General features: G+C 55.1%; 20 protein-coding genes. 13 read left to right on the top strand and 7 right to left on the bottom strand.

Features of this window, described 5'->3' with window-relative positions; translation table 11 throughout:
- Positions 1-228 precede the first annotated feature (228 nt).
- The 6 genes from FGL94_RS06260 to FGL94_RS06235 all read right to left on the bottom strand — a co-directional run bounded on the left by FGL94_RS06260 (position 229) and on the right by FGL94_RS06235 (position 6342).
- The gene (locus FGL94_RS06260) at positions 229-705 is read right to left on the bottom strand and encodes a hypothetical protein (protein WP_144922254.1); all 477 of its coding nucleotides are present in this window, start codon (positions 703-705) and stop codon (positions 229-231) included.
- Positions 705-2693 carry an AAA family ATPase gene (locus tag FGL94_RS06255; RefSeq protein WP_144922251.1) on the bottom strand — a complete coding sequence of 663 codons (1989 nt, stop codon included), beginning with the start codon at positions 2691-2693 and terminating at the stop codon, positions 705-707. Before FGL94_RS06255 ends, FGL94_RS06260 begins: the two co-directional genes overlap by 1 nt.
- A gap of 1 nt (position 2694) precedes the next feature.
- Positions 2695-2898, bottom strand: coding sequence for a DNA modification system-associated small protein (locus FGL94_RS06250; protein ID WP_144922249.1), 204 nt, complete (start codon positions 2896-2898; stop codon positions 2695-2697).
- A gap of 98 nt (positions 2899-2996) precedes the next feature.
- On the bottom strand, positions 2997-5171 hold the full coding sequence (locus FGL94_RS06245) for a DEAD/DEAH box helicase family protein (RefSeq protein WP_144922246.1): 2175 nt from the start codon (positions 5169-5171) through the stop codon (positions 2997-2999).
- A 215-nt stretch (positions 5172-5386) separates the two neighbouring features.
- Entirely contained in the window at positions 5387-6025 is a 639-nt protein-coding gene (locus tag FGL94_RS06240; protein ID WP_144922243.1) for an IS6 family transposase, read from the bottom strand.
- Positions 6026-6111: 86 nt separating this feature from the next.
- Positions 6112-6342 carry a helix-turn-helix domain-containing protein gene (locus FGL94_RS06235; protein WP_144922241.1) on the bottom strand — a complete coding sequence of 77 codons (231 nt, stop codon included), beginning with the start codon at positions 6340-6342 and terminating at the stop codon, positions 6112-6114.
- A gap of 680 nt (positions 6343-7022) precedes the next feature.
- Here FGL94_RS06235 and FGL94_RS06230 point away from each other — a divergent pair.
- The 12 genes from FGL94_RS06230 to FGL94_RS06185 all read left to right on the top strand — a co-directional run bounded on the left by FGL94_RS06230 (position 7023) and on the right by FGL94_RS06185 (position 15536).
- Positions 7023-7967 carry a hypothetical protein gene (locus FGL94_RS06230; protein WP_144922238.1) on the top strand — a complete coding sequence of 315 codons (945 nt, stop codon included), beginning with the start codon at positions 7023-7025 and terminating at the stop codon, positions 7965-7967.
- Complete coding sequence (locus FGL94_RS06225) at positions 7964-8248, top strand: hypothetical protein (protein WP_144922235.1); 285 nt, start codon at positions 7964-7966, stop codon at positions 8246-8248. Before FGL94_RS06230 ends, FGL94_RS06225 begins: the two co-directional genes overlap by 4 nt.
- Positions 8245-9096, top strand: a complete 852-nt coding sequence (locus FGL94_RS06220) for a hypothetical protein (protein WP_241659139.1) — start codon at positions 8245-8247, stop codon at positions 9094-9096. The genes FGL94_RS06225 and FGL94_RS06220 overlap by 4 nt, the downstream gene beginning before the upstream one ends.
- Before the next feature lie 433 nt (positions 9097-9529).
- On the top strand, positions 9530-10468 hold the full coding sequence (locus FGL94_RS06215) for a hypothetical protein (protein ID WP_144922232.1): 939 nt from the start codon (positions 9530-9532) through the stop codon (positions 10466-10468).
- A 14-nt stretch (positions 10469-10482) separates the two neighbouring features.
- Entirely contained in the window at positions 10483-11136 is a 654-nt protein-coding gene (locus tag FGL94_RS06210; RefSeq protein ID WP_241659148.1) for a ribonuclease H-like domain-containing protein, read from the top strand.
- A 175-nt stretch (positions 11137-11311) separates the two neighbouring features.
- A complete protein-coding gene (locus tag FGL94_RS06205) occupies positions 11312-12166 on the top strand; it encodes an HNH endonuclease (RefSeq protein ID WP_186313344.1) in 855 nt (284 codons plus the stop codon).
- 98 nt (positions 12167-12264) lie between these two features.
- A complete protein-coding gene (locus FGL94_RS06200) occupies positions 12265-12570 on the top strand; it encodes a toxin-antitoxin system TumE family protein (RefSeq protein ID WP_144922223.1) in 306 nt (101 codons plus the stop codon).
- A gap of 23 nt (positions 12571-12593) precedes the next feature.
- Entirely contained in the window at positions 12594-12998 is a 405-nt protein-coding gene (locus tag FGL94_RS06195) for an HVO_A0114 family putative DNA-binding protein (protein WP_144922220.1), read from the top strand.
- Positions 12895-13275, top strand: a complete 381-nt coding sequence (locus FGL94_RS18870; RefSeq protein WP_321168821.1) for a DUF433 domain-containing protein — start codon at positions 12895-12897, stop codon at positions 13273-13275. The genes FGL94_RS06195 and FGL94_RS18870 overlap by 104 nt, the downstream gene beginning before the upstream one ends.
- Positions 13276-13424: 149 nt before the next feature.
- Complete coding sequence (locus FGL94_RS18975) at positions 13425-13598, top strand: hypothetical protein (protein ID WP_394348593.1); 174 nt, start codon at positions 13425-13427, stop codon at positions 13596-13598.
- Between the two features lie 154 nt (positions 13599-13752).
- On the top strand, positions 13753-13917 hold the full coding sequence (locus FGL94_RS18205) for a hypothetical protein (protein ID WP_186313343.1): 165 nt from the start codon (positions 13753-13755) through the stop codon (positions 13915-13917).
- Positions 13918-14132: 215 nt separating this feature from the next.
- On the top strand, positions 14133-15536 hold the full coding sequence (locus tag FGL94_RS06185) for an ATP-binding protein (RefSeq protein ID WP_144922216.1): 1404 nt from the start codon (positions 14133-14135) through the stop codon (positions 15534-15536).
- A 469-nt stretch (positions 15537-16005) separates the two neighbouring features.
- On the opposite strand, the gene FGL94_RS06180 is transcribed toward FGL94_RS06185, so the two are convergent.
- A complete protein-coding gene (locus FGL94_RS06180; protein WP_144922213.1) occupies positions 16006-16818 on the bottom strand; it encodes a hypothetical protein in 813 nt (270 codons plus the stop codon).
- A 544-nt stretch (positions 16819-17362) separates the two neighbouring features.
- Between FGL94_RS06180 and FGL94_RS06175 the strand changes: the two genes are divergently transcribed.
- Positions 17363-18496, top strand: coding sequence for a serine hydrolase domain-containing protein (locus FGL94_RS06175; RefSeq protein WP_144922210.1), 1134 nt, complete (start codon positions 17363-17365; stop codon positions 18494-18496).
- Positions 18497-19306 lie beyond the last annotated feature (810 nt).

Here is a 19306-nt window from a genome sequence, read left to right as displayed (position 1 = left end):
TGCGAATATAGACCTCCAGCAGATATTGAGTCCGATATTTATTCATTCATCAAAAACTGGTATAATCATATCTGAATCAGACAGCTGAGCGCCATAGCTTTCCTCTGTACGTTTATTTTCTTCTCTTTCTGTTGGGATATTAATAATGTTGCCTACTAGCTAATCGATCGCAGAGTTAACTTATTTCGGTTACAACGAGGCGGCGATAACTCCTCGGGAGTGATCTGCTCACCTACGTGGTCGGACTCCTTCTAATTCTTGAGGATCGCCAACAGCATCAATTAATCGAGGCTCCCATGCTTCTGTTTCGGCATCTTCAACGACACCTACAAGATCGAAATCGCCTTGCGTCTTTACCAATTCGTTGATGAGTTCAGCTCCACCGTCTGCGTACTCGAGTACTGCTTCCCAGATTTCTGACTCATCTGTCCTCCCCGTTTCGATCTTCACCATTTGATGGACTAGATCGATAGTCTGGCGGTGTTCGTCACTCCCGATGTTTGAGACCGTAGTGAAATCTTGGCTCATCGCATCGTAATCTGTCCGACGTTCTCCATTCAGGAACCCGTAAATGGCGCCAAGACTGAACAATTCGTAGTTATATTTGAATACCGTGTCATCGCTACCGTCCTCTGCATCATCAGCTGATGATGAGACTAATCGTTTATAGATATCCTGGCGTGATGTTTTGAGTGTTCGGACCATCAATCGTCCCCCGCAATTGCATCTACTGACGGTTCCATCTCAGCTATCGTGGATGAGTTCTGATTATCTTTTTGATATGTAATCTGGAAGTGTCTCGAGGTTCGTTCGCGTATCCGTTCAATGTCGCTTCCCTCGAGCTCACTGGGTTGATAGAGGATCATGACTTGATCGCTGAAACGGTGATAGTAGTCCAGAAGATTATTCTTGTGAGTCGGGTCAAGCCGACCAATCGGTGTATCCACAACAACTGGAGCGTTCCGGGTCGCGTATTCACTAAGCCCGGCGATAAATGCGTATGCGATGATCTGCTTTTGACCCTCACTCGGGCGCTGCTCAGCAATCGACCGCTCAGATTCCTCAGTTAGCACCCGAAGCTCGTAGTTCTCGGTGATTTTGAGCCCGCGATAATAATTCGGGCGATTGGTAAGTTCTAAGAACGTATCTGAGGCATGCTTTTCGACAGTCTTTCGTCGATTTTCCACGAGCTCAGACCGGATGTCCTCCATCGCAGCACGGCACCGTGACGTAAGGTCAATAAGTTTCTGATAGCTCTCTTCTTCAGATGAAGCCTCTTGTTGACTGGAGATCCGGCTTTTCAGCTGATCGTGTTCGTTGTTGAGTTCGCCGAGCCGGGTCTGTAGCGCATCTCGTTCCTCTTTAAGTTTCTCAAGCTCCGATTCGACTTCTTCTTCTCTATCTTTCAGGTTCGATAGGTGAGCCCGCTCAATCTCTTCGAGGTCCTGCTTTAATCCCGCTTCCTCATCACTCAGTTCTTCCAACCGTGCCTTCTTAGAGCGGATATCCGACTGCAGTCGCTGATACCTGTCCAGTTCTTTTCGAATTCCAATATTCAGACCCTCGTTTGCTAACTCGAGAAGACTTGCAATCTTTTTTCGTTCTGAGGATCCCAACTTTGTCCACCGCTCTGTGAGTTTCTCCCGATGCTCTGGGTTATCTTCCAGATTAAGACCGCAGAGACATTCATCTCGGTTCATGATAATATCATTAATCACCGAAGCTTCGTCAGCTGTCCCTTCAACATCATACAGCTGCTGGATGGTCCCCGCGCAGTTAGCTGCGACAAGGGGTCCCGCACGACGCCGGAGAACGTCTCGTTCTGCGATTCGGTCATCTAGAGTCCCACTAACCTTATCCAGGTCCTCTTGAACTTTTTCGAGTTTCTCTCGTTTCTCATCACCCTCTTCAATCGTTGCAAGCTCGGATTGAATGCCATCGAGCTGCTCACGTTTCGTCTCAATCTTATCTTTCTTTGTCTGGATCTCTCCTTTCTGCTCTTCAGTTCCGTTCAGCTTGTCTTTTTCGTCAAGAATTTCATTCAACTCTTCTTGGAGTTGCTGCACTTCAGCGACGGTAGACTCTATCTTTGAGTATTCGCGTTCATACTCTTTCTCACGCTTTTCGAGGTCGTCAACCGAGTTTTCAATTTCCTTAATTCCGAGCACTGTTTCGATCGCGTCGCGGACCTCTTCGTCATTCGCTTCCTCGAATTTCTCCAGCTGTTCTGCATCGAAGAAGAAGAAGTCCGCCACGTTATCTGGGATGAATTGGTTGATGAACCGACTGTATTCGTCACGTCGGTCATCACTACTGACCACTTCATTTCCTTCGGCATCAAGCACTTCAAGAAAGAATTTGTCAGCTGAGCGATCGTCTTCCTCGGTTACTTGGCTGAACTCAACACCGCGCTTTATTGTATAGACATCACCGTCATCTGCCTCAAACGAAATGGCGACTTTTGAGATACCGTCAGCTTCAGTGGCTGCTTGGCGGTTAATGAATTCATCTCTCAGCGAACGATCATCGACCCCGTGGAAACAGTATTTGATTGCGGTATGCAATGAGGTCTTCCCGGTGTCATTCTCTCCCTTTACGAGAACCAACGGACGACCTTCCTCGGTGTATGGATTGACAGTCACCTCCCCGTTGAAGGGCATGAAATTTTGCAATAGTATCTGAGTTATTTTCATTCTATTCTTCTCCGTCCTCAACGTAGGATTCGATCGCTTTCTGCACGTCTTTATGAATCGAAGACCGGCGATCCATGCCAACTACCTGGCTTTCAGCCCTGTAGATCTCGGTGAGAAGTTCTGCGGGGACCGAATGTTCCTCTGCATATTTTTCGATGAGATTCCGAATTTCTTCGTCATCAACCTCTCCTTCCGCATAGCTCATAACTAGCACATTAACTGGTGCGTATCTAAATGTTGTCCACTCTGGCATTCAGGTTTTTTGGAGTCAACTACGCTATTTGAAACAAAGTAGTCGCGTCATCAGCTCTCCAAAGGAGAGCCTTCAAACGCGTCTGGAGCCTTAACAGCATATACTAGCGATTTGAATCCATCCCCATACTCGGCGAGGTCCTTCGCTAACTGGACTTCGGCCTCATCACCGTTACGAGCAGCGTCCATCAGGAGTTTCGCCCGTCTGAGCTCTTGTTTGATTATCTTTTTTGCCGCGGGATCATTCGGCTGAGCATTGATTCCAGGAAGTACAAACAGATCGTAGATGACAGCGTGATCCTTCCGATCCGAGGTTCGGAGGACCCGACCACGCCGCTGGATAAATTCCCGTGTATTTGTCGAGCTTGATATAATTACAGCAGTCGGACAGTCGGGGACGTCAACTCCTTCGTCTAAGCATCGGATAGCGAGAAGGTAGTCAATGGCACCTGTCTCGAATTTATGAAATGCATTAGCTTGCTCCTCAGGCCGATCGGAGACATAGACACCGTACCGTTTGTTTCGTTTCTCTAGTTCGTTTTGCAGCTCATCGATCTGTTCGTTATCTTCACAGAAGACGATTGCTGGTGTTGGATGCTCACTATCGAGGAAGGCTCCGAATCGTGCAGGTTTTCGGATCGCTCGCTTTTTGATTCGTGCACGGTCACGCAGTATCTGCTCGCGGCGATCGAACAGCCGCTGTGGGGGGGATTTGCTACTTTTGAGTTGTGCCTCAATTTGACCCAACTGTTTCGTATACTCGAGATAGTCTTCGTACTCTTCGGTGGATAACTCACACAACAACGGGTTGTAGTCGTATTCAGCTAGGTATCCGTTTTCAATTGCTTCTTCAGTGGTAAATCGGAACGGGTCTTGACCACCGAAATATTGATAAATAATTCGAGTACCTTCCTCGTCCCACTGTCGGTTTGGGGTGGCAGATAGTCCAAGTCGACGGCCAGCATCGATTTCGAGTGTCTTTCGGAATTGTTCAGATCCAATATTGTGGACTTCGTCAATGATCATCTGGAGGCGGTTCTCCGGAATGTGCTTCACCGCGCGTCGGAAGGCATCTGAAGATGCAGTATGTGGTGTTGTGATGAGGACGGTTCGATCTCGTTTTGCGATCTGATCAAGGTCCCCCAGTCGAAACGGATCGACAACTTCGAGAATTTGTTCACGCCAATTTTCACGCCCTGTGCACTCCAGAATCTCTGTGTCTTCACCAAACACATCGACCAATTCATCGAGCCATTGGTCGATCAGCACTTTTGTTGGAACGACAATAATTGTGAGTCTTGTATCAGCTTGAAGTCGTGCTGCGCGGAGTGCTGTGTACGTTTTCCCCGTGCCAGTAGCCATCGCGAGGATACCCCAATAATTGTGATCGCGCCACCAATCGATCGCCTCCTGCTGGTGTGGCCACAATTCCATTATTTCATCGGCGTCGGTCTTAGAGCCTTCCTCAGTCAAGAACAGATTGAGCGCTGGCTTCCCATCCACTGTCTCGGGACTTCGCTCAGTAACGCTCCGTTCGACTGCCTCTGGGAGGTCATATACCTCTACTTCGGGGTCTTGGTCTGTCCACAATCGGTCAAACGCGTCCTGTTTGTCCTGAATCCGCTCGTCTTCATTTCCGACCCACGATCGAAAAACCTCAAAGGATTCATAATTTTCAGTCCACCCAGATTCTGTCTCATTAAGTGAACCAGTGAACGCGACCCGGTTTTCGCTCCCATCAGTGATTATCCCGAGCTTCTCGTGATACATCCGATACGGATTCTTCTCCTTATCTGCCGGCATATAGGCCACCTTGATTTCTAAATGGCCCTTCTCTACCATCCACGCCAAGCATTTGAATCGGTCTGTCTGTAGATATTCTTCGACATCTGGATTTTCGGGATCAATTCCCCGTGCGAGTGCGGACTCTAAGACATCACTTTCTCCCACGTCCTCAGTCAAATTTTGGAGTATATCGAAGTCGTTGTCGTTGAAGCGGGGACTACAGATCACCCGCATCGATCCACCATTCCGAATCAATCCCGCAATGCCTCTTGCAGCAACTGTCAACGATTTACTATCAAAGAAGCCGGCCGCTCGGTCGTATTTGACGGCACGAGATAGACACGGAACATAGAATTCGTTCAGCGGGTCGCTACCAGTTCGATAGCTTCGCTTGAGAGAAAGAGACGCTAGGTTGGCCTCAGATGAGTCATCATCGGGCATTCAATACCACATGAGTGACCGGGCAGGGGACAAAAACTTTCGCCGTAACCATCTAACGAATCAATTAGAATGGCCCGTTAGTATGTATTCATCCATAATTTTGGTATAACAGGTGTATGTCTAGATATTTCATCTACATAAATCGTGTTTTAGCCGGTCTGAGTTGGACTACGAGTGATCATATAATCTAAAAAGTGAATGCCACCGTCGTCGCGTTAAGTTTGACGTGAATTGTGGTAGACGGCGACGGCTTCCAGCCAGTTTTGAGCTGTCTCTAGCTCGATATTGCTGAAACTATTCGCAAACGATGATGTTCGTCGTTCTATTTCCCAAAAGATACGTTCGATGGTATTCCGATTTCCATGTTGAATGACTTGAAATCGATAGCCGTCTTCAGCGAGAACTGATCCGAGATAGTCTGCGTCATCGACGAGAAATTCCACGTTATCGAGCTGATAGCGCTGGTGTAGATCGGTCAGAAACCATCGCGTCGTCTGTTTATTTGCGGTCGGATAGAGGCTCACGTGAAGGATCTCGTTCGTCTGTGGATCAACCGCGCCGTACAGCCAGAACTTCTGGCCGTGGAGGCGGATCATCTTTTCGTCAACCGCGAGCTGATCCTCGGAGACGGTCGAGATCGGCTGTAGATCGGCTTTATGAACCCAGTTATGGATGGCAACATGACTCCGTTTGATCCCAAACCTTTCGAGATGTTTACTTACCTCACGCAGTGACATACCGGCCAAATGACAGCGGATCCCTACTTCAATCGCCCAACGCGGAGTTCGATCTCGCTCCACAAACGACAAGTCGATCCACGCGATACGTTCGCTGAGGCGGTCGAATTCTGCCATAGACACTCAGAAATCGTCCGCCTCATTCTCTAACTTAACGCGACCTGCCACCAGAGGGAATATTGTTTATACAGTATCTCGTGGATCTAATCCGTTAATTGCCAAAGAAGAGCATTGCCGATCTTTTGACTCTGTACTACTCCCTCTTCTTCGAGAGATTGCAGTTTTATATATGCAGTACGCCGATCGCAGCCGACACGATCTGCAATATCAGTAGTTCCTGCAGGCCCAATCTCCTCCAACGAAGCAAGAAAATCCTCTAAGGGATATGTCTCAGTAAACTCACCGCTATCTTCATCACGACTCTTCCCACCCATACTAGCCTAATTGAGGCCATCTAACTAATGGCTGCTGGGTCGCAATCCATTAGACGAACAGCCAAAGGTTTATGCCATTAGACGTTCGACTAATGGTTGGGAACGCAGTCCACTGGTATTAATCAGAAATGCCCGGGTGCTGGAACACCCGGACTGGGTTCCCAAACAGTCAACCAAGAACCCATGAGATCCAACAGGTTACAGCGTCAAGACGGTACCGGCCAGAAGCTTATTGAAGATATAATCCACTTAAATGGGACTGCGCTCGGGGAAGGGGCCGCGATGTGTCAGGTGTGCGGGTGTGAGCTGCGGGAAGGCGATGGGGTAACGGCGTATGCCTTCCGGGCGGCTGGCAACCTCATTTTTGAGGTTGGGTACGTGATGTGCGGGGCGGACAAACACGAGCATCCATCGGTGTTTACGCGTGGTGTTCGTGAACTGGTCGTCACCGGGCGCATTGGTCTCTGTACGGATGTGTCGACGCAGTCGTCGTGGTTGGTGTTCATTGAGCCGTCGCCGGTGGTGGTGAGTGTGGCGTCGTCGAGCTCGGCTCGCACGGTGGGTGATGCGTCGCGTGGCGGGAACACTGAGTACACTGAGAGTGCTGAGCGCCGGGATGGACCGACTCCACTCCTGACAGCTGTCCGCGAACGAACGCGGGCTGATGGGGGTGGTGAGTGATGCTGCCGGAGTTCGATGCTGACCACCTCGATCACGAATTCACACTCCCGGACGACGTCGAAGAACTCACGCTCCCGGATGTGTACGTGGGGCTTGAAATCCCGTTGCTCGCGCCGGGCGATGGGATCGTCACGGACAGACACCACGCGTCGGCTGACCGGTACGAAGCAGACGACCCACAGAATCAGATTGGGGGGATGGTGTCGCCGTTCCCGCTGTCGGGGTGGTTGCGGCACGGGTGTGAGCGCGTCGTCCAAGCGGCTGGCGGCACGGCGTGCCATCCGGGCGCAGCGAACGGGGACTACATGCTCGAGGACGTGTACGAGCGCGATCTCGATGCCGGCTATCACGAGAAAGGGTCGTGCGTGGATGGCGACGCCGGCTGCATGTTGTATGATTTGTTCGGCGGGTTCAACGACCGGGCAGGTCGCCTGGTCCGTCGCCCGATCGGGTTTTCCCCGATTCGCCGGCAGGTGGACGTGTTGCAGGGCGAAGCGGAAGCGCACTACCGGCAGTTGAACACCCAAGTCCGCTCACGGAACGCCGAGGATGACGGACAACCACTCCGAATGGCGTCGCGGGACGTCGTCGGGAACCTCGTCGGCACGTGGAAACTCTCGCTTCGAGAATTGAAGCCGGAGTACGTTGGGTTGCTCGTCGAAGCGGTCGATTACCTCGATGCGCACAGTGATGAGTTCGAGTTGCAGCTGGGTGGCGCGCGGAATTTCGGGGCGGGCATGGTTGATGCGCGCGTCATCAACCCGCTCTATACCGACGCGGAGATCAAGCGGGTGTATAATCGCGCGCAGGATGCGACGTCGGGGATGCAGTGGAAGGATGATGTGTGGCGGGAGTCGGTGGGTGAAGAGTTCGTGGCGGCGCTGCAGGCGCGTGTGGCGGCGCGTGATGCTGACGCGCCAGTCTCGGACGGTGATGCGGCGTGACGGGTCCGAGTGACGAGCCGGGTGACGGTGAGGATGATGCGGTTGATCTCGATGAGCCGCGGCCGCCATCGACGGCGACGGAGCCGGTGCAGGACCCGATTGATTGGGAGGCGCAAAGCGAGGGCGGTGCGGAGTTGGAGGGGGAGTTGAATGAGGTACGGCCGCCGTCGACGGCGACAGAGCCGGTGCAGGAGCCGCCGGATAGCGTGCGTGCGGGTCGCGGTGAGGATGCGTCGGATGATGATGAGCGTGAGTCGGGGTCGGAGGGTGACGGGTCGTGACGGAGGCGGAGTCCGCTCAGGAGCCTGCTGGTGAGTCGGACGTGTTGGTGGCGGCGTTTCGGCATGACGTGCACAAACTCAGGGGGCGGAAGCACGAGGCCGGTGAGTCGGTGGTGTGTGGAGTGGCGGTGAATGAGTCGGTGCCGTGCGGGGCGGATGGGGATGCGGCGTTGTTGAGTCGCCCGGAGGGGGAGCCGGAGCAAACAGTCAAGAACCACGCGTCGCCGGCGCGCCTCTCGCTCGTGACTGGGTCAACGGTCGCGGAGCGTGCCGAGGTGCCGGCACCACTGGGTGACGTGTGTGAGTTAGTAGTGCCGGGGTGTTCGGATCCGGAGCGGCTGCACGCGACGTGGTTGACGAGTGACGTGGCGGCGCGGTTTAACGAGTCGGTGTATTTCCCGTACACGTCACTGAAATACCACACGTTGCTGGTCGCGGCGCTGCTGGATAATTACCGAGCTGGGCACGCGTTCGACGACCTGTTCGTGGTTGCGGAGCGGCCGGAGCGCCGCCCGCCGTCGGATGGGGATCGGGTGGGGGCGGCGCTAGCCGCGGATGTGGTGGTGCCGTGCCGGACGGTGTTGTGGACGTCGGAGTTAGCGGTGCGGGTGACGGGTGAGCCGCCGTTGTCGGGGGCGGTGGCGTCGATGGGACCGGGGCCGGTCCGGTCGTTTGCGGGGACGTGGTCGCGGTTGACAGAACAACCGTTGAACCTCGAACGGGAGTGGCTGCGTGTCCTAGATTCGCAGGTGCGGCGCATCCGGTCGTTCTCGACGGCACTCCAATACGTGGAGGATGTCGTGGAGGGCGGTGCGGCTGTTGAGTTGCGTGACGGGGTGAGGAGGTGATCCGGACGGGTGGGCGGGCGCGGCGTGGGAACGTAGCGCCCGTGGTGGGTCGCTGCGTGCGGGGCGTGGTGTTCGTGGGGGAGTGTTGGGATGCGTCGCTCGTGGTGGGGCGACGCGAGTGTGGGGTGGGTGCGGGGCTGCAGGTCGTGGTTGGCTCGCAGTCACGGTGGGCGCGTGACGCGGGTCGCGGGTCTGGTGCCGGGTTGTCCGTGGTGGGACGACGCGGGGCCGGCGCGCGGCTTGGAAACCGGTGGTGCGGGTCGGGACGCGTGGTGGCGCTTCGACCCTGCCGTCGGGACGCACGCGGAACACTGGAAACGAGGTGTGTGGACTCCGGAGAGAGTGCCTCGTGGAGAACACTGAAAACGGGGCGTGTTGATCATGTGGTATGTGATCATGTCACGATCTGCAGTGGAAGTGGTGGGGTGGTTGCGTGACGCGCTTGCAGCAACTGTTGTTCGAGTTGGAGTCGCCGTACGCGGGGCGGCCATACCACGCGTCGGGGAATGCGTTGTTTAACGCGTTCGCGGATCGGCTTGGTGATGCGGCGCGGGGCGCGGTGCATGTGAGTCACGGCGTGTTTGTTCCGTCGGAGTATGGTGAGTTCCCGGCGGCGCATTCGTCGCCTGGGTATGCGGGGAAGCTCGGCGGGTCGTTGCCTGATGTGGAGGCGTACGCGGATTTGTTCCTGTATCGGGATGCGGCGCACCGGTGGTTGCTGGACTCACGCCCCAGAGATGCGCAGAATACGCTCGACGTGCAGACGCACGGTGGGCGGTGGGCGTTCGCGCCGGAGTCGTTCTTCGGGGTGCCGGACCATCATCGGAATTCGAAGCGCCGCGTTTCGTGGTTCCTGCACTGTTACGTGCACGCCCCGGGCGACGACTCGGTACTGCCCGTGTCGGCGGATGCACTGGACGGGGTCCAAGTTGGGGGCCAGCGGAACTACGGGTTTGGTGAGCTGTCGGTGGCGGACACTCTGGTCGTGGATCTTGATGACGTGTCGTTCGACGGGTTACGCGGGCATGACGCGTACACTGTTGAACTCGTGTCGCCGTTCGTGTTGCAAAGCGGGGTTTCAGGTGCAGATCGGCAGTCGGTGCCGTCGTGGTGGGGCGAGTCGCGGTCGGCAGAAGCGGTGAGTGGTGATGGGTTGCGGCGGCGTGAGGAGCGGTTCGCGACGAGTGATGGGGTGTTCGAGTTGGCGGCGGTTGATCACGGGCACGTGGTGCCGTACACTGGAACCGACCCGGTCGGGACGGCGAAGAATGGCGTGACGCGTGTTGGGACGCACTCGCGGTTTGGGTTCGGTGAGTTCCGGGTCAGGCCGGCTGGTGAGGATCGCGTACCGGGGCGAGGTGACGGGTCGTGACGGCACTTGAGGTGGTGGCGTTCGATATTGAGACGACCGGATTTGACGTGACGGATGAAGTGACTGTAGTCGGGTTCGCGTTGCCGCTCGGGTGCCGCGTGTTCGTGCGGGGAGACGAGGGCATGGACGCCGAGGGCGTGGCGGCGACGGTGCGCGACGCGGTCGGCGAGGCCGTGTCGCTGTCGGTGCACGCGTCGGAGGCGGCGTTGTTGCGGGCGGTCGGGGAGTTTGCGGCGGAGCGGATTAACGGGGAGGACGTGTTGGTGGTGGCGTACAATAGGGAGCGGTGGCGCGGCGGGTTTGATTTACCGTTCCTTCGAACCAGGTTGGCGGCGACCGGGGTGGCGTGGCCGTTTCAGAATGTACCGTATGCGGACGTGCTGCCGGTGGTGGAGAAGCTGTTTAACACGTCGCGAGATGGAGAGTCGCGCGATGATTTGGTGGGGGCGTACGCGGCGCTGGTCGGTGACGGGGTGAACGCGGCGGATCCGTTCACGGAGAGTGCGGAGGCGGTGACGGCGTTCAACGAGGGGCAGACGGCGGCGTTAGTGCAGCATAACGCAGTGGATACGTTGCGGACGCGGGCGCTGACGCTGCTTGCGGAACAGTACTGCTCGAAATCGGATTTCAAACTCAAGTCGTTGACGCCGACGGTGCTCAACGAGTAGCGGCGCAGATCGGGATTGAAGCGATACGCCACGAGGTGCTGGGGAGCGCGGCAAGTGAACGCGGTTTGACGAACCCAATGAGTGAGCAACGAACGCGACGCAGTGTGCGAGGCGTATCGAAAGTGAGTGTGCGAGGCGCTGTGGAGGTCCGGCTATGAGGCGGTGGGGTCGCGGGGTGGACACGGTGGATGCAGGGACGCGCGCGGTGATGCTGCGTGACAGGGGGAATCGGTGTCAGTGGTGTGCGTTGCGTGGACCGCCACGCGGCGATGCGGCGCTGCACGTTCACCATATTGAGCGGGAGCCGAGTGACGTCGCGGAAGACGATCCGGTGAACTTGGCGGTGACGTGCCGGGCGTGTCACAACTGGTTCCACCACCGCCCGACCCGCCTCGATGCACCGGTTGAGTTGACGGAGGCAGATATGCGGGTGTTGTTGCCGCATGACGTGTTATTGCTAAAGGTGCTCGATGAGGTTGGGCCGGCGCCGTTCCGTGACGTGTTCGTTCGCGTGAAAGTGTTGTTGTCGGAGACGGCGGTGCGGGAGCGCCTGTGGGTGTTGATGGGGGTAGACCGGTTAGTGGCAGGGCGTGATGAGCAGCTCGTCGATCAGGATGCGAAGACTGGTGCGTGGGGGTTCCCGGAAGACGTGGCTGAGTCGGCGCGCGGGTACGTGCCGGGCGACCGCGCGTTAGCGTTGCAACGCGCTGAAGACGAGCTCGTCAGGCGCGCGCTTGACCGCGGGTGTGACCGGGAGCTCGTCGCATCGGTGTTCGGGGTGACGCGGCGGAACACGTTTCATAAGCAGTACAGGGCGTCAGCGTACGCGTTCCCGCTTGACGAATTCGATCGTGGCGGGCGGCCCGCCGGCAGTGATGATGAGGTGAGCGAGGGCGAGGACGGTGTGCCGGTGTGGAATGATGGGGCGGTGCCGGACGGTGACTTAGGTCGCGTGGAGACGTGGGGTGGGGAGCCGGATGAGATGTACGGGGATGTGAGTGAGTTGTTGAATGGGGACGGGTCAGAATAGGGGTGTGGAATTCAGTCCCTCAATTGTGGATCGCTGCTGAACCTATGTAGTAGGGCCCATAGGCTTATGTCTATGGAGTTGATAACATAGGTTGGTGGATGGCGTCCGACACCACTATCGAAGAGTGGAATGATGTCGAAGATGGCTACGTCATCGATGTGACCATCCGGCAGACGGAGGATGAACAGTACCCGAGCGGGTGGGATTACGGCCTGCATCTCGGGGAAGTCGGCGGCGACACGATCCTCCGGTATGACAACGCTCACGAACGAACAAACGGCCATGAGCGCCACACGCAGGGTGATGTTGAAATCATCCAATTTCCGGGAATGCTAGCGCTGTACGACCGCTTCAAGCGTGAAGTTGAAGAATTGACGCCCGTCTCGTGGGGCTGGTCGGAATAGGACGCCTCCAGGAGTACCATACTATGCCCACGCTCAAAGTCACCGTCGGCGAACGCGACCGCCTCGATCAGCGGACGCGCAGTCGTATTAAGGCCGCTCAGGAGGGTGAGAAACTCGACGATGCCCAGCCGGTACTGAATTTCGGGTCGTACGCTGAACTCAGCCAGCTCCTCAGTCCAAAGAACTTGGAGTTGCTAGAAGCGATCGCTGAGCACGACCCTGACAGTATCCGCGAAGCTGCCGGACTGGTGGATCGGGACTACAAACAGGTCCATCGAAACCTCTCTGAGCTCGACGATATTGGAGTCATCGAGTTTGAAGGTGATGGATCGGGTCACGCCAAAAAACCGATGCTGGCCTACGATGGCCTCGAAATTGAGATTCCGTTTGCGACCTCAAACGGGAACGTCGGCGCGGCAGCGCCGTGACCCGATCGCCCACGTGTTTCAAGCTAGTACACGGGTAATTTGTGGTATGAGTATCGTCCAGGACGCTGAACACAGTGACGGTGCGCCGACAATCGAGGGGACGGGAATCCGTGTCAAAGATATCGCGTCGGCGTACGAACACAGCGGGTACGATCCTGACGAGATTACGCAACCGTACCCTGATTGTAGTCTTGGTGATGTGCATCGGGCGCTTGCGTACTATTACGATCACATCGATGATTTCCGGTCGGCGTTGTCTGAACCGGCATCCGTATGACAGGGCCGCTGTACTGTGACGAGAGTATTTGGCTGCCGGTTGCTGACGGACGCAGCAGACGCGGGTGGACGGTTCACACCGCCCGAGATGAAGGCACGCTTGGTGATCCAGACCGCGAGTAGTTGCGGTACGCAGTCGCAAACGAGTGGGTGCTCCTGACATTCGATGACGATTTTTTGACGCTCGTCGAAGGACAGGGGCTGGAACATCGGGGCGTGATTTATGTACAACAGGCGGGACGGCAGGTTGGCGATGTCGTGAAAGTCGTTGATGAGCACCTACAGAACCGATTCGAAGACGACCAGTCGATTCAGTACGTGTAGTCTATCAGTCATTCCGTGACGGGAGCTCGCCGATGCTGAGCGGTGGATGGTGTGAAACGCGTTTGTTCGGGAGCATTCGATAGATCCGAGTGGTCATCTCCGGGTGGGGTATCGACCGGTTGGTTCAAATGGATTCGATCGTGGTGGGCGGCCAGTGGAACGTGATGCCGAGTCGAACGAGGCGGGAGCCGTCGTGGCGGCGTGGAATGACGGTGAAGTGCCGGACGGTGACTTGGGGCGGGTGGAGACGTGGGGTGGGGAGTCGGATGAGGTGTACAGTGATGTGAGTGAGTTGGTGAACGGGGACGGGTCGATGTAGCGTCGTTGAAGGGGATTTGAGTGGGTGGGTGAACGGCCAAACAGCGGGGCAGAGTGAAGTGGGGTCGCCAGGTCGATAATTCCCATCGAGGCTTCATTATCTAAGTAATGATTATTTTGAGAATGGAATTGAACTGCCTATTGTTCTCTCAACCCACATTCCAAAGAACCGCCCAAAACGAATAAGTCATTATCCAAGTAATCATTAGGTGAAGAATGACCTTCTACAACAGGAACGATGAACTGGAGACACTCAACACGGCATTCGAGTCACCAGGGCACGATTTCTACGTGGTCTATGGAAGGCGGAGAATCGGAAAGACCGAACTCCTGAAAGAGTTCTGCCGACAGCAACCTCATATCTATTTTCTCTCCGCTCAGGAGGCTGAGGAACGACAACGGGAGAAGTTCGTTGAACAAGTAGCGGATTACTTCGACGATCGCGTACCAAGAATCGACGGCTGGGACGAGGCGCTTGAGTACCTAGGCGAAAAGATCGCAGACGAAGATCTCATCGTCGCCATCGACGAGTTCCCATATCTCGTCGAAGAGAACGATTCACTTCCGTCCTACCTCCAGTCGTTCGTGGACGAACATCTGCAGGAAACGGACTCGATGCTCGTTCTCTGTGGATCGAGCATCAGTACGATGGAATCAGAAGTGCTCGGTCACGAGAGCCCCCTCTATGGTCGCAGAACCGGGCAATTCGACGTCCAGCCATTCTCGTTCCAGCAAGCACGCGAGGTCATCCTGTACGATATCGAGGACGCCATCCGATCCTACGCAGTCACCGGGGGAACACCGATGTATCTCACGCTGTTCGACTATTTCGACTCCTCACTCGCGGACAACATTCGATCGCAGATCCTCTCGCCGTCAGCAGTACTCTACAACGAGCCAGAGTTCTTGCTACGGACGGAGCTCCGAAGTCCAGCACGCTACATGAGCATCTTGGAGTCCATTGCCCTCGGTCACACGACACCGAACGAAATATCGGGAGCGACCGGGATCGACTCGGGACCACTCTCCAAATACCTTCGCAAGCTCCAAAAACTACGGCTCATCGAGCGGGAAATTCCCGTGACTGCGTCAGCGAAAAAGTCGAAGCGCTCCAAGTACTACGTCGCAGACGAGTTCCTCCGGTTCTGGTTCCGCTACGTCGGGCCGAACCGATCGAGTATCGAGGAAGCACCGGGGATCGTGTACGAGAACACGATCGAACCTGATCTCCCGAACCTCGTCGGCGAGACGTTCGAAGACATCTGTCAGGAGGCGATCTGGGACGGAATTCGACGCGGAGAGTTCGAGCAGTACTCGGAGATCGGTCGATGGTGGTACAGTGAGAACGAAATCGACATCGTCGGGCTTTCGCCGGCTGACGATAGAATTCTCTTTGCCGAGTGTAAGTGGACTTCAGAGCCGGTTGGCCGGGGACTCGTCGAAGATCTCCGGGCGAAAGCCGAACACGTACAGTGGGGACCGAATTCGCGGACTGAACGATTCGCGTTGTTTTCGAGGAGTGGATTTGTGGAGGGACTCGATCAGGAGGTCGATGATTCGTGGTCCCTGTTCGATGTAGGCAGCATAAACCGAATATTGGAAAGGCCGACCGAGATCTGATGTTCAACTACCGGAGTGCGGCTCTGTTGAAATCCTCAGCAAGTGACAGATTCTGACCCAGTCTCGGCCAGTACAGGGCAACAAGTTACCGGAGCAATTATCGATATTTCTGGATGCTGTCAGAATACGGCTGCTGAATACAGAGGGTGTAGTCAGCACACTGGTCTCGATTCTTTCGATTACTTCCATACTGAACAACATTCGTTTATACTGACACATCGGAATGACGGAGGTAGATTCTATTCTTTTATGAGATAGGAATGTTAATCAGGAGTATATTGCCATCGCACTAACTCCGGGTCATTTACACGATTGAGGCCGCGATACTCCCACCCAGTGTGAGAATACCATGGATTACGATTGACAACTATTCAATTCTATTAATTTTGACTGGGGCTAGAATTTGTCACTTTGCTTTCCGAGACAGCTTGTGCAGCTGCACAGATTTGGTGTTTCTGCACGGAATACCTTAGTTACTATTGACCGGTGAGATCTGGAATTGGTTGAGTTGATAATACACAGCTGAATGTCCCACGAATGCAGAATCATCATTCTGGCATTGACCTGATAAATTGTTATCAACAGCAAATCGAATACGGTATTTTTCACCTTCTTCTGCCCAGAAGCTGGTAGCGCCCGAATCTAGCCACCTCCCGGTAGTTCCCTGTGGACGAACCTCAATGAGATGATCAAAAACTTCTCCCAGAATATGATTCGCTAACCTTCTTGCAATAAAACCTGCGCTGGGGAAAATGAGATAGGACGTGATCCGAGTAAGAAGGAATTCGATAGTCTGCTCAGTAATTTCCGCCGAAACAAGACTACTCCCAATTTTTGGATCCCAACCGACAATTTCTCCCGTTCGGACGTTTTCAACCGCAATACTTGGCTCTCTAGTAATAGTTATCCCTGCAGAATTGTAAATTTGGTCGCTATTTCTGCCCCCATGCTCATACTCAGCCTCTAGTTTGTACTCACCCGTACTGGGCGCCTCCCATATTGAGTCAAGCCAAGCAGTACCTCCCATTGACAACTCGCCCTTACCCCAACCCACCCTGCCACGAAGATTGATCACTGCATAGCCATTATCTCTAACTCTTGTTTCGCGGATTGGGGTTGCAACGTACGTATCTGGCCCTATGCTTGATTTCTCTATTGTTGGTTCAGCAAAATCTGCTTCATCAACGGGCAACAAGCTAGTCGGACCTTGATCAACGTCCTCGGCGGCACCCGCGACTCCACCCATTCCCGCGAAACCTAGACCCCCGCCCAGCGTCTTCATCGCTTGCCGACGAGTAGAGTTGGGCAGCATCTGGTTATCGTGGGACATGCTAACTTGTATGAAAGTAAGCAACCAATCGACATAATATTTTTGCTGTGTTGAATAGATGCTAAGTTGGAGTTAGAGTGGTTTTACACGGCAGATGGCAACCATGATGATCGACATGTGTGCTGGAAGCCGCGAATGGCTGGGGAGATCGGCTATGGAGGAGGCCTAAGATTGGTATCGGATTGGTACCATAGGTTGGTACTATTCCTATAATTTGTTTGCAAGATTTTTATACTGCTGACAATACGCTGTGTGTCAGTGATCACTACTTCTTCTGCACTGATCAAATCAGGTGTACACTTTTATTGGGAGTCCGGTGACCGATTCGCGCCTTGTATCTCGCACCGCCACCAGATAACCTCGTCAAGTTGGCAGAAACTACAGTAATCAACAAGCACTCTTCAGCGACTGGCTGTTTCAGGCGATGATGTGTCTGGATAATCAGACTTCAACGAAGCCACCGAATCTTAATTGACAATTGTTTGTGAGTAGTGGTATGGTAGCACTCACCGAGAGTGATCGACAGCGACTTCGAGCTGAATTTGACCGTCACCTCGATGTCGGTCTGCATCATGGCGCGCAACTCGCGGTTTACGTTGACGGGGATCTCGTCGTGGATTTCGCCGGCGGGACAACTGGCCCGGATGGCGGTGAAACCACCGCAGAAACGCGTCATCTCATCTTTTCGTGTACGAAACCGTATGCGGGTGTTGGCCTGCAGCAACTCATCGAGCAGGGCGAGGCCGCGTACGACGACCCGGTTGTCGATCATTGGCCTGGGTTCGCCGACAACGGGACGCAGAAAGCCGAGATCACTATTCGACAGGTGCTGAGCCACACTGCCGGGATTCCGTTTGGTGACTTCGATGATCAGCCTGAAAAATGGGGTGACTGGGACGCAGTCGTCCAGGCTATGGAAGACATCGATCCGGTGTTCGACCCGGGTGAGCAACCGGCGTATCACACGTTCAACTACGGCTGGGTCGTCGGTGAACTCATTCACCGTTTGTCCGGGCAGCACGTCGATGAGTATGTCGCCGAACACGTGTTTGACCCGTTAGGAATGGATCGGTCGTCGATCGGGCTTGACTCGGATGACGACGACGATGTCGCTACTCTCGCCGGGTTCGAGGTGTTCGACCGCTGCCGGGATCCCGGTGAAGGGTTAGGTATCCCGGCGTCCGAATCCGCGGACGCGTTTAACACTGAAGCTGTGCGGCGTGCAGTGATCCCGGCGGCAAACGGGATCGGTACTGCGCGAGACATGGCGCGGTTTTACGCGTGTATGGCCAACGGCGGTGAACTCGATGGCACACGCCTGCTTGATGAGGAGACGGTTGCCGAAGCGACGCGGACCCACGCCGAAACAGACGCTGACGGGACACTCTCGCGGTCGGCCCGGTATGCGCTCGGGTTTTGGACTGGCGGGTTAGCGAACAACATGTTCGGATCGTTCAGCCGCGAACGGATGTTCGGGCATGCCGGGCTCGGGAGTATTTTCGGCTGGGGTGACCCGGAACTGAACGTCGGCTTCGCATACGTCACCAACGGCATCCGCGAGGAATCGTGGGAGCATGCCGCTCGCGTCAGTGGAATGTCCGATGCCGTCCGATTAGCGCTCCACGAGTAACGTATCGTGGGAGTTGACGGTCCGGGAGAAGAGATCTTCGACCGATCTGTACGTGGCAATTATACCTGACCGCGCAGACGAACCGAAGACGCCACGGCGCACGCCTGTCGGTCCCGAGTTGAACACTCCTATTCTGGCGCAGTCTCGGGTGAGATATGCGCCCCGCTATACAGCAGGACTGTTGAACACGATTACGGAGTGAGGGGTTCAACAACCGTGTTCTACGGGATGAACACGGTGGTATTGGGAAATTGGTTTCTGTCCCACGCGTAGTGTGAGGTCAGAAATTGCGGCGCAGACTCGCCAGGAAACTATGGAGGAGCCTGGCGTGAGACGGGGTTGAAAGACTTATCGCGGCGAATGATATCACGCGGCTCGGGCTGGTTCGGCGGCAAAAGTGAGGTTTTAGCGACGTTCCCAGGCAGCGTTTTTCACAGTGGTGGCTATACGCATATGAGGAGAATTTGATGGGACAGTTCGAAACCGGACAGATACCGGGTTACGTGCGTATGTCTACGATGATGTGGGGACAGAGCAACTCAAACGGAAACTCCGGCGTGTCGAAAAAGACGTAGCCGGCGCGAATCCGTACAACATCGGGATGGCGACGGTTGAGTTCGTCAGTTCTCACAGTGAGGAGACTGAACGCGATATTAAACAAGTTCTCGCTGAGATTTCCCCGGATCACAAACACCCTAGAATGTTCCCCGAAGAATGGGACGGCAGCTGACTGGCAGCGAGTCCGTAGAGGAGGGACTGGTGACCGTGTGGGATCGTCAGCGTAATTCCGTATTTCTTCTGGGTCTTGGT

The organism is Halorubrum salsamenti, from assembly GCF_007671685.1.
Classification (GTDB): Archaea; Halobacteriota; Halobacteria; order Halobacteriales; family Haloferacaceae; genus Halorubrum; species Halorubrum salsamenti.
This window is presented reverse-complemented; position numbering and strand designations above follow the sequence as displayed.

Bases quoted from the DNA above. Each gene is read 5' to 3' on its own strand.
- FGL94_RS06180 (WP_144922213.1), bottom strand. From the start codon at position 16,818: ATGAAGACGCTGGGCGGGGGTCTAGGTTTCGCGGGAATGGGTGGAGTC.
- FGL94_RS06175 (WP_144922210.1), top strand. From the start codon at position 17,363: ATGGTAGCACTCACCGAGAGTGATCGACAGCGACTTCGAGCTGAATTT.
- FGL94_RS06260 (WP_144922254.1), bottom strand. From the start codon at position 705: ATGGTCCGAACACTCAAAACATCACGCCAGGATATCTATAAACGATTA.
- FGL94_RS06235 (WP_144922241.1), bottom strand. From the start codon at position 6,342: ATGGGTGGGAAGAGTCGTGATGAAGATAGCGGTGAGTTTACTGAGACA.
- FGL94_RS06200 (WP_144922223.1), top strand. From the start codon at position 12,265: ATGGCGTCCGACACCACTATCGAAGAGTGGAATGATGTCGAAGATGGC.
- FGL94_RS06195 (WP_144922220.1), top strand. From the start codon at position 12,594: ATGCCCACGCTCAAAGTCACCGTCGGCGAACGCGACCGCCTCGATCAG.
- FGL94_RS18870 (WP_321168821.1), top strand. From the start codon at position 12,895: ATGGATCGGGTCACGCCAAAAAACCGATGCTGGCCTACGATGGCCTCG.
- FGL94_RS06230 (WP_144922238.1), top strand. From the start codon at position 7,023: ATGCTGCCGGAGTTCGATGCTGACCACCTCGATCACGAATTCACACTC.
- FGL94_RS06245 (WP_144922246.1), bottom strand. From the start codon at position 5,171: ATGCCCGATGATGACTCATCTGAGGCCAACCTAGCGTCTCTTTCTCTC.
- FGL94_RS06185 (WP_144922216.1), top strand. From the start codon at position 14,133: ATGACCTTCTACAACAGGAACGATGAACTGGAGACACTCAACACGGCA.
- FGL94_RS06240 (WP_144922243.1), bottom strand. From the start codon at position 6,025: ATGGCAGAATTCGACCGCCTCAGCGAACGTATCGCGTGGATCGACTTG.
- FGL94_RS06250 (WP_144922249.1), bottom strand. From the start codon at position 2,898: ATGAGCTATGCGGAAGGAGAGGTTGATGACGAAGAAATTCGGAATCTC.
- FGL94_RS06255 (WP_144922251.1), bottom strand. From the start codon at position 2,693: ATGAAAATAACTCAGATACTATTGCAAAATTTCATGCCCTTCAACGGG.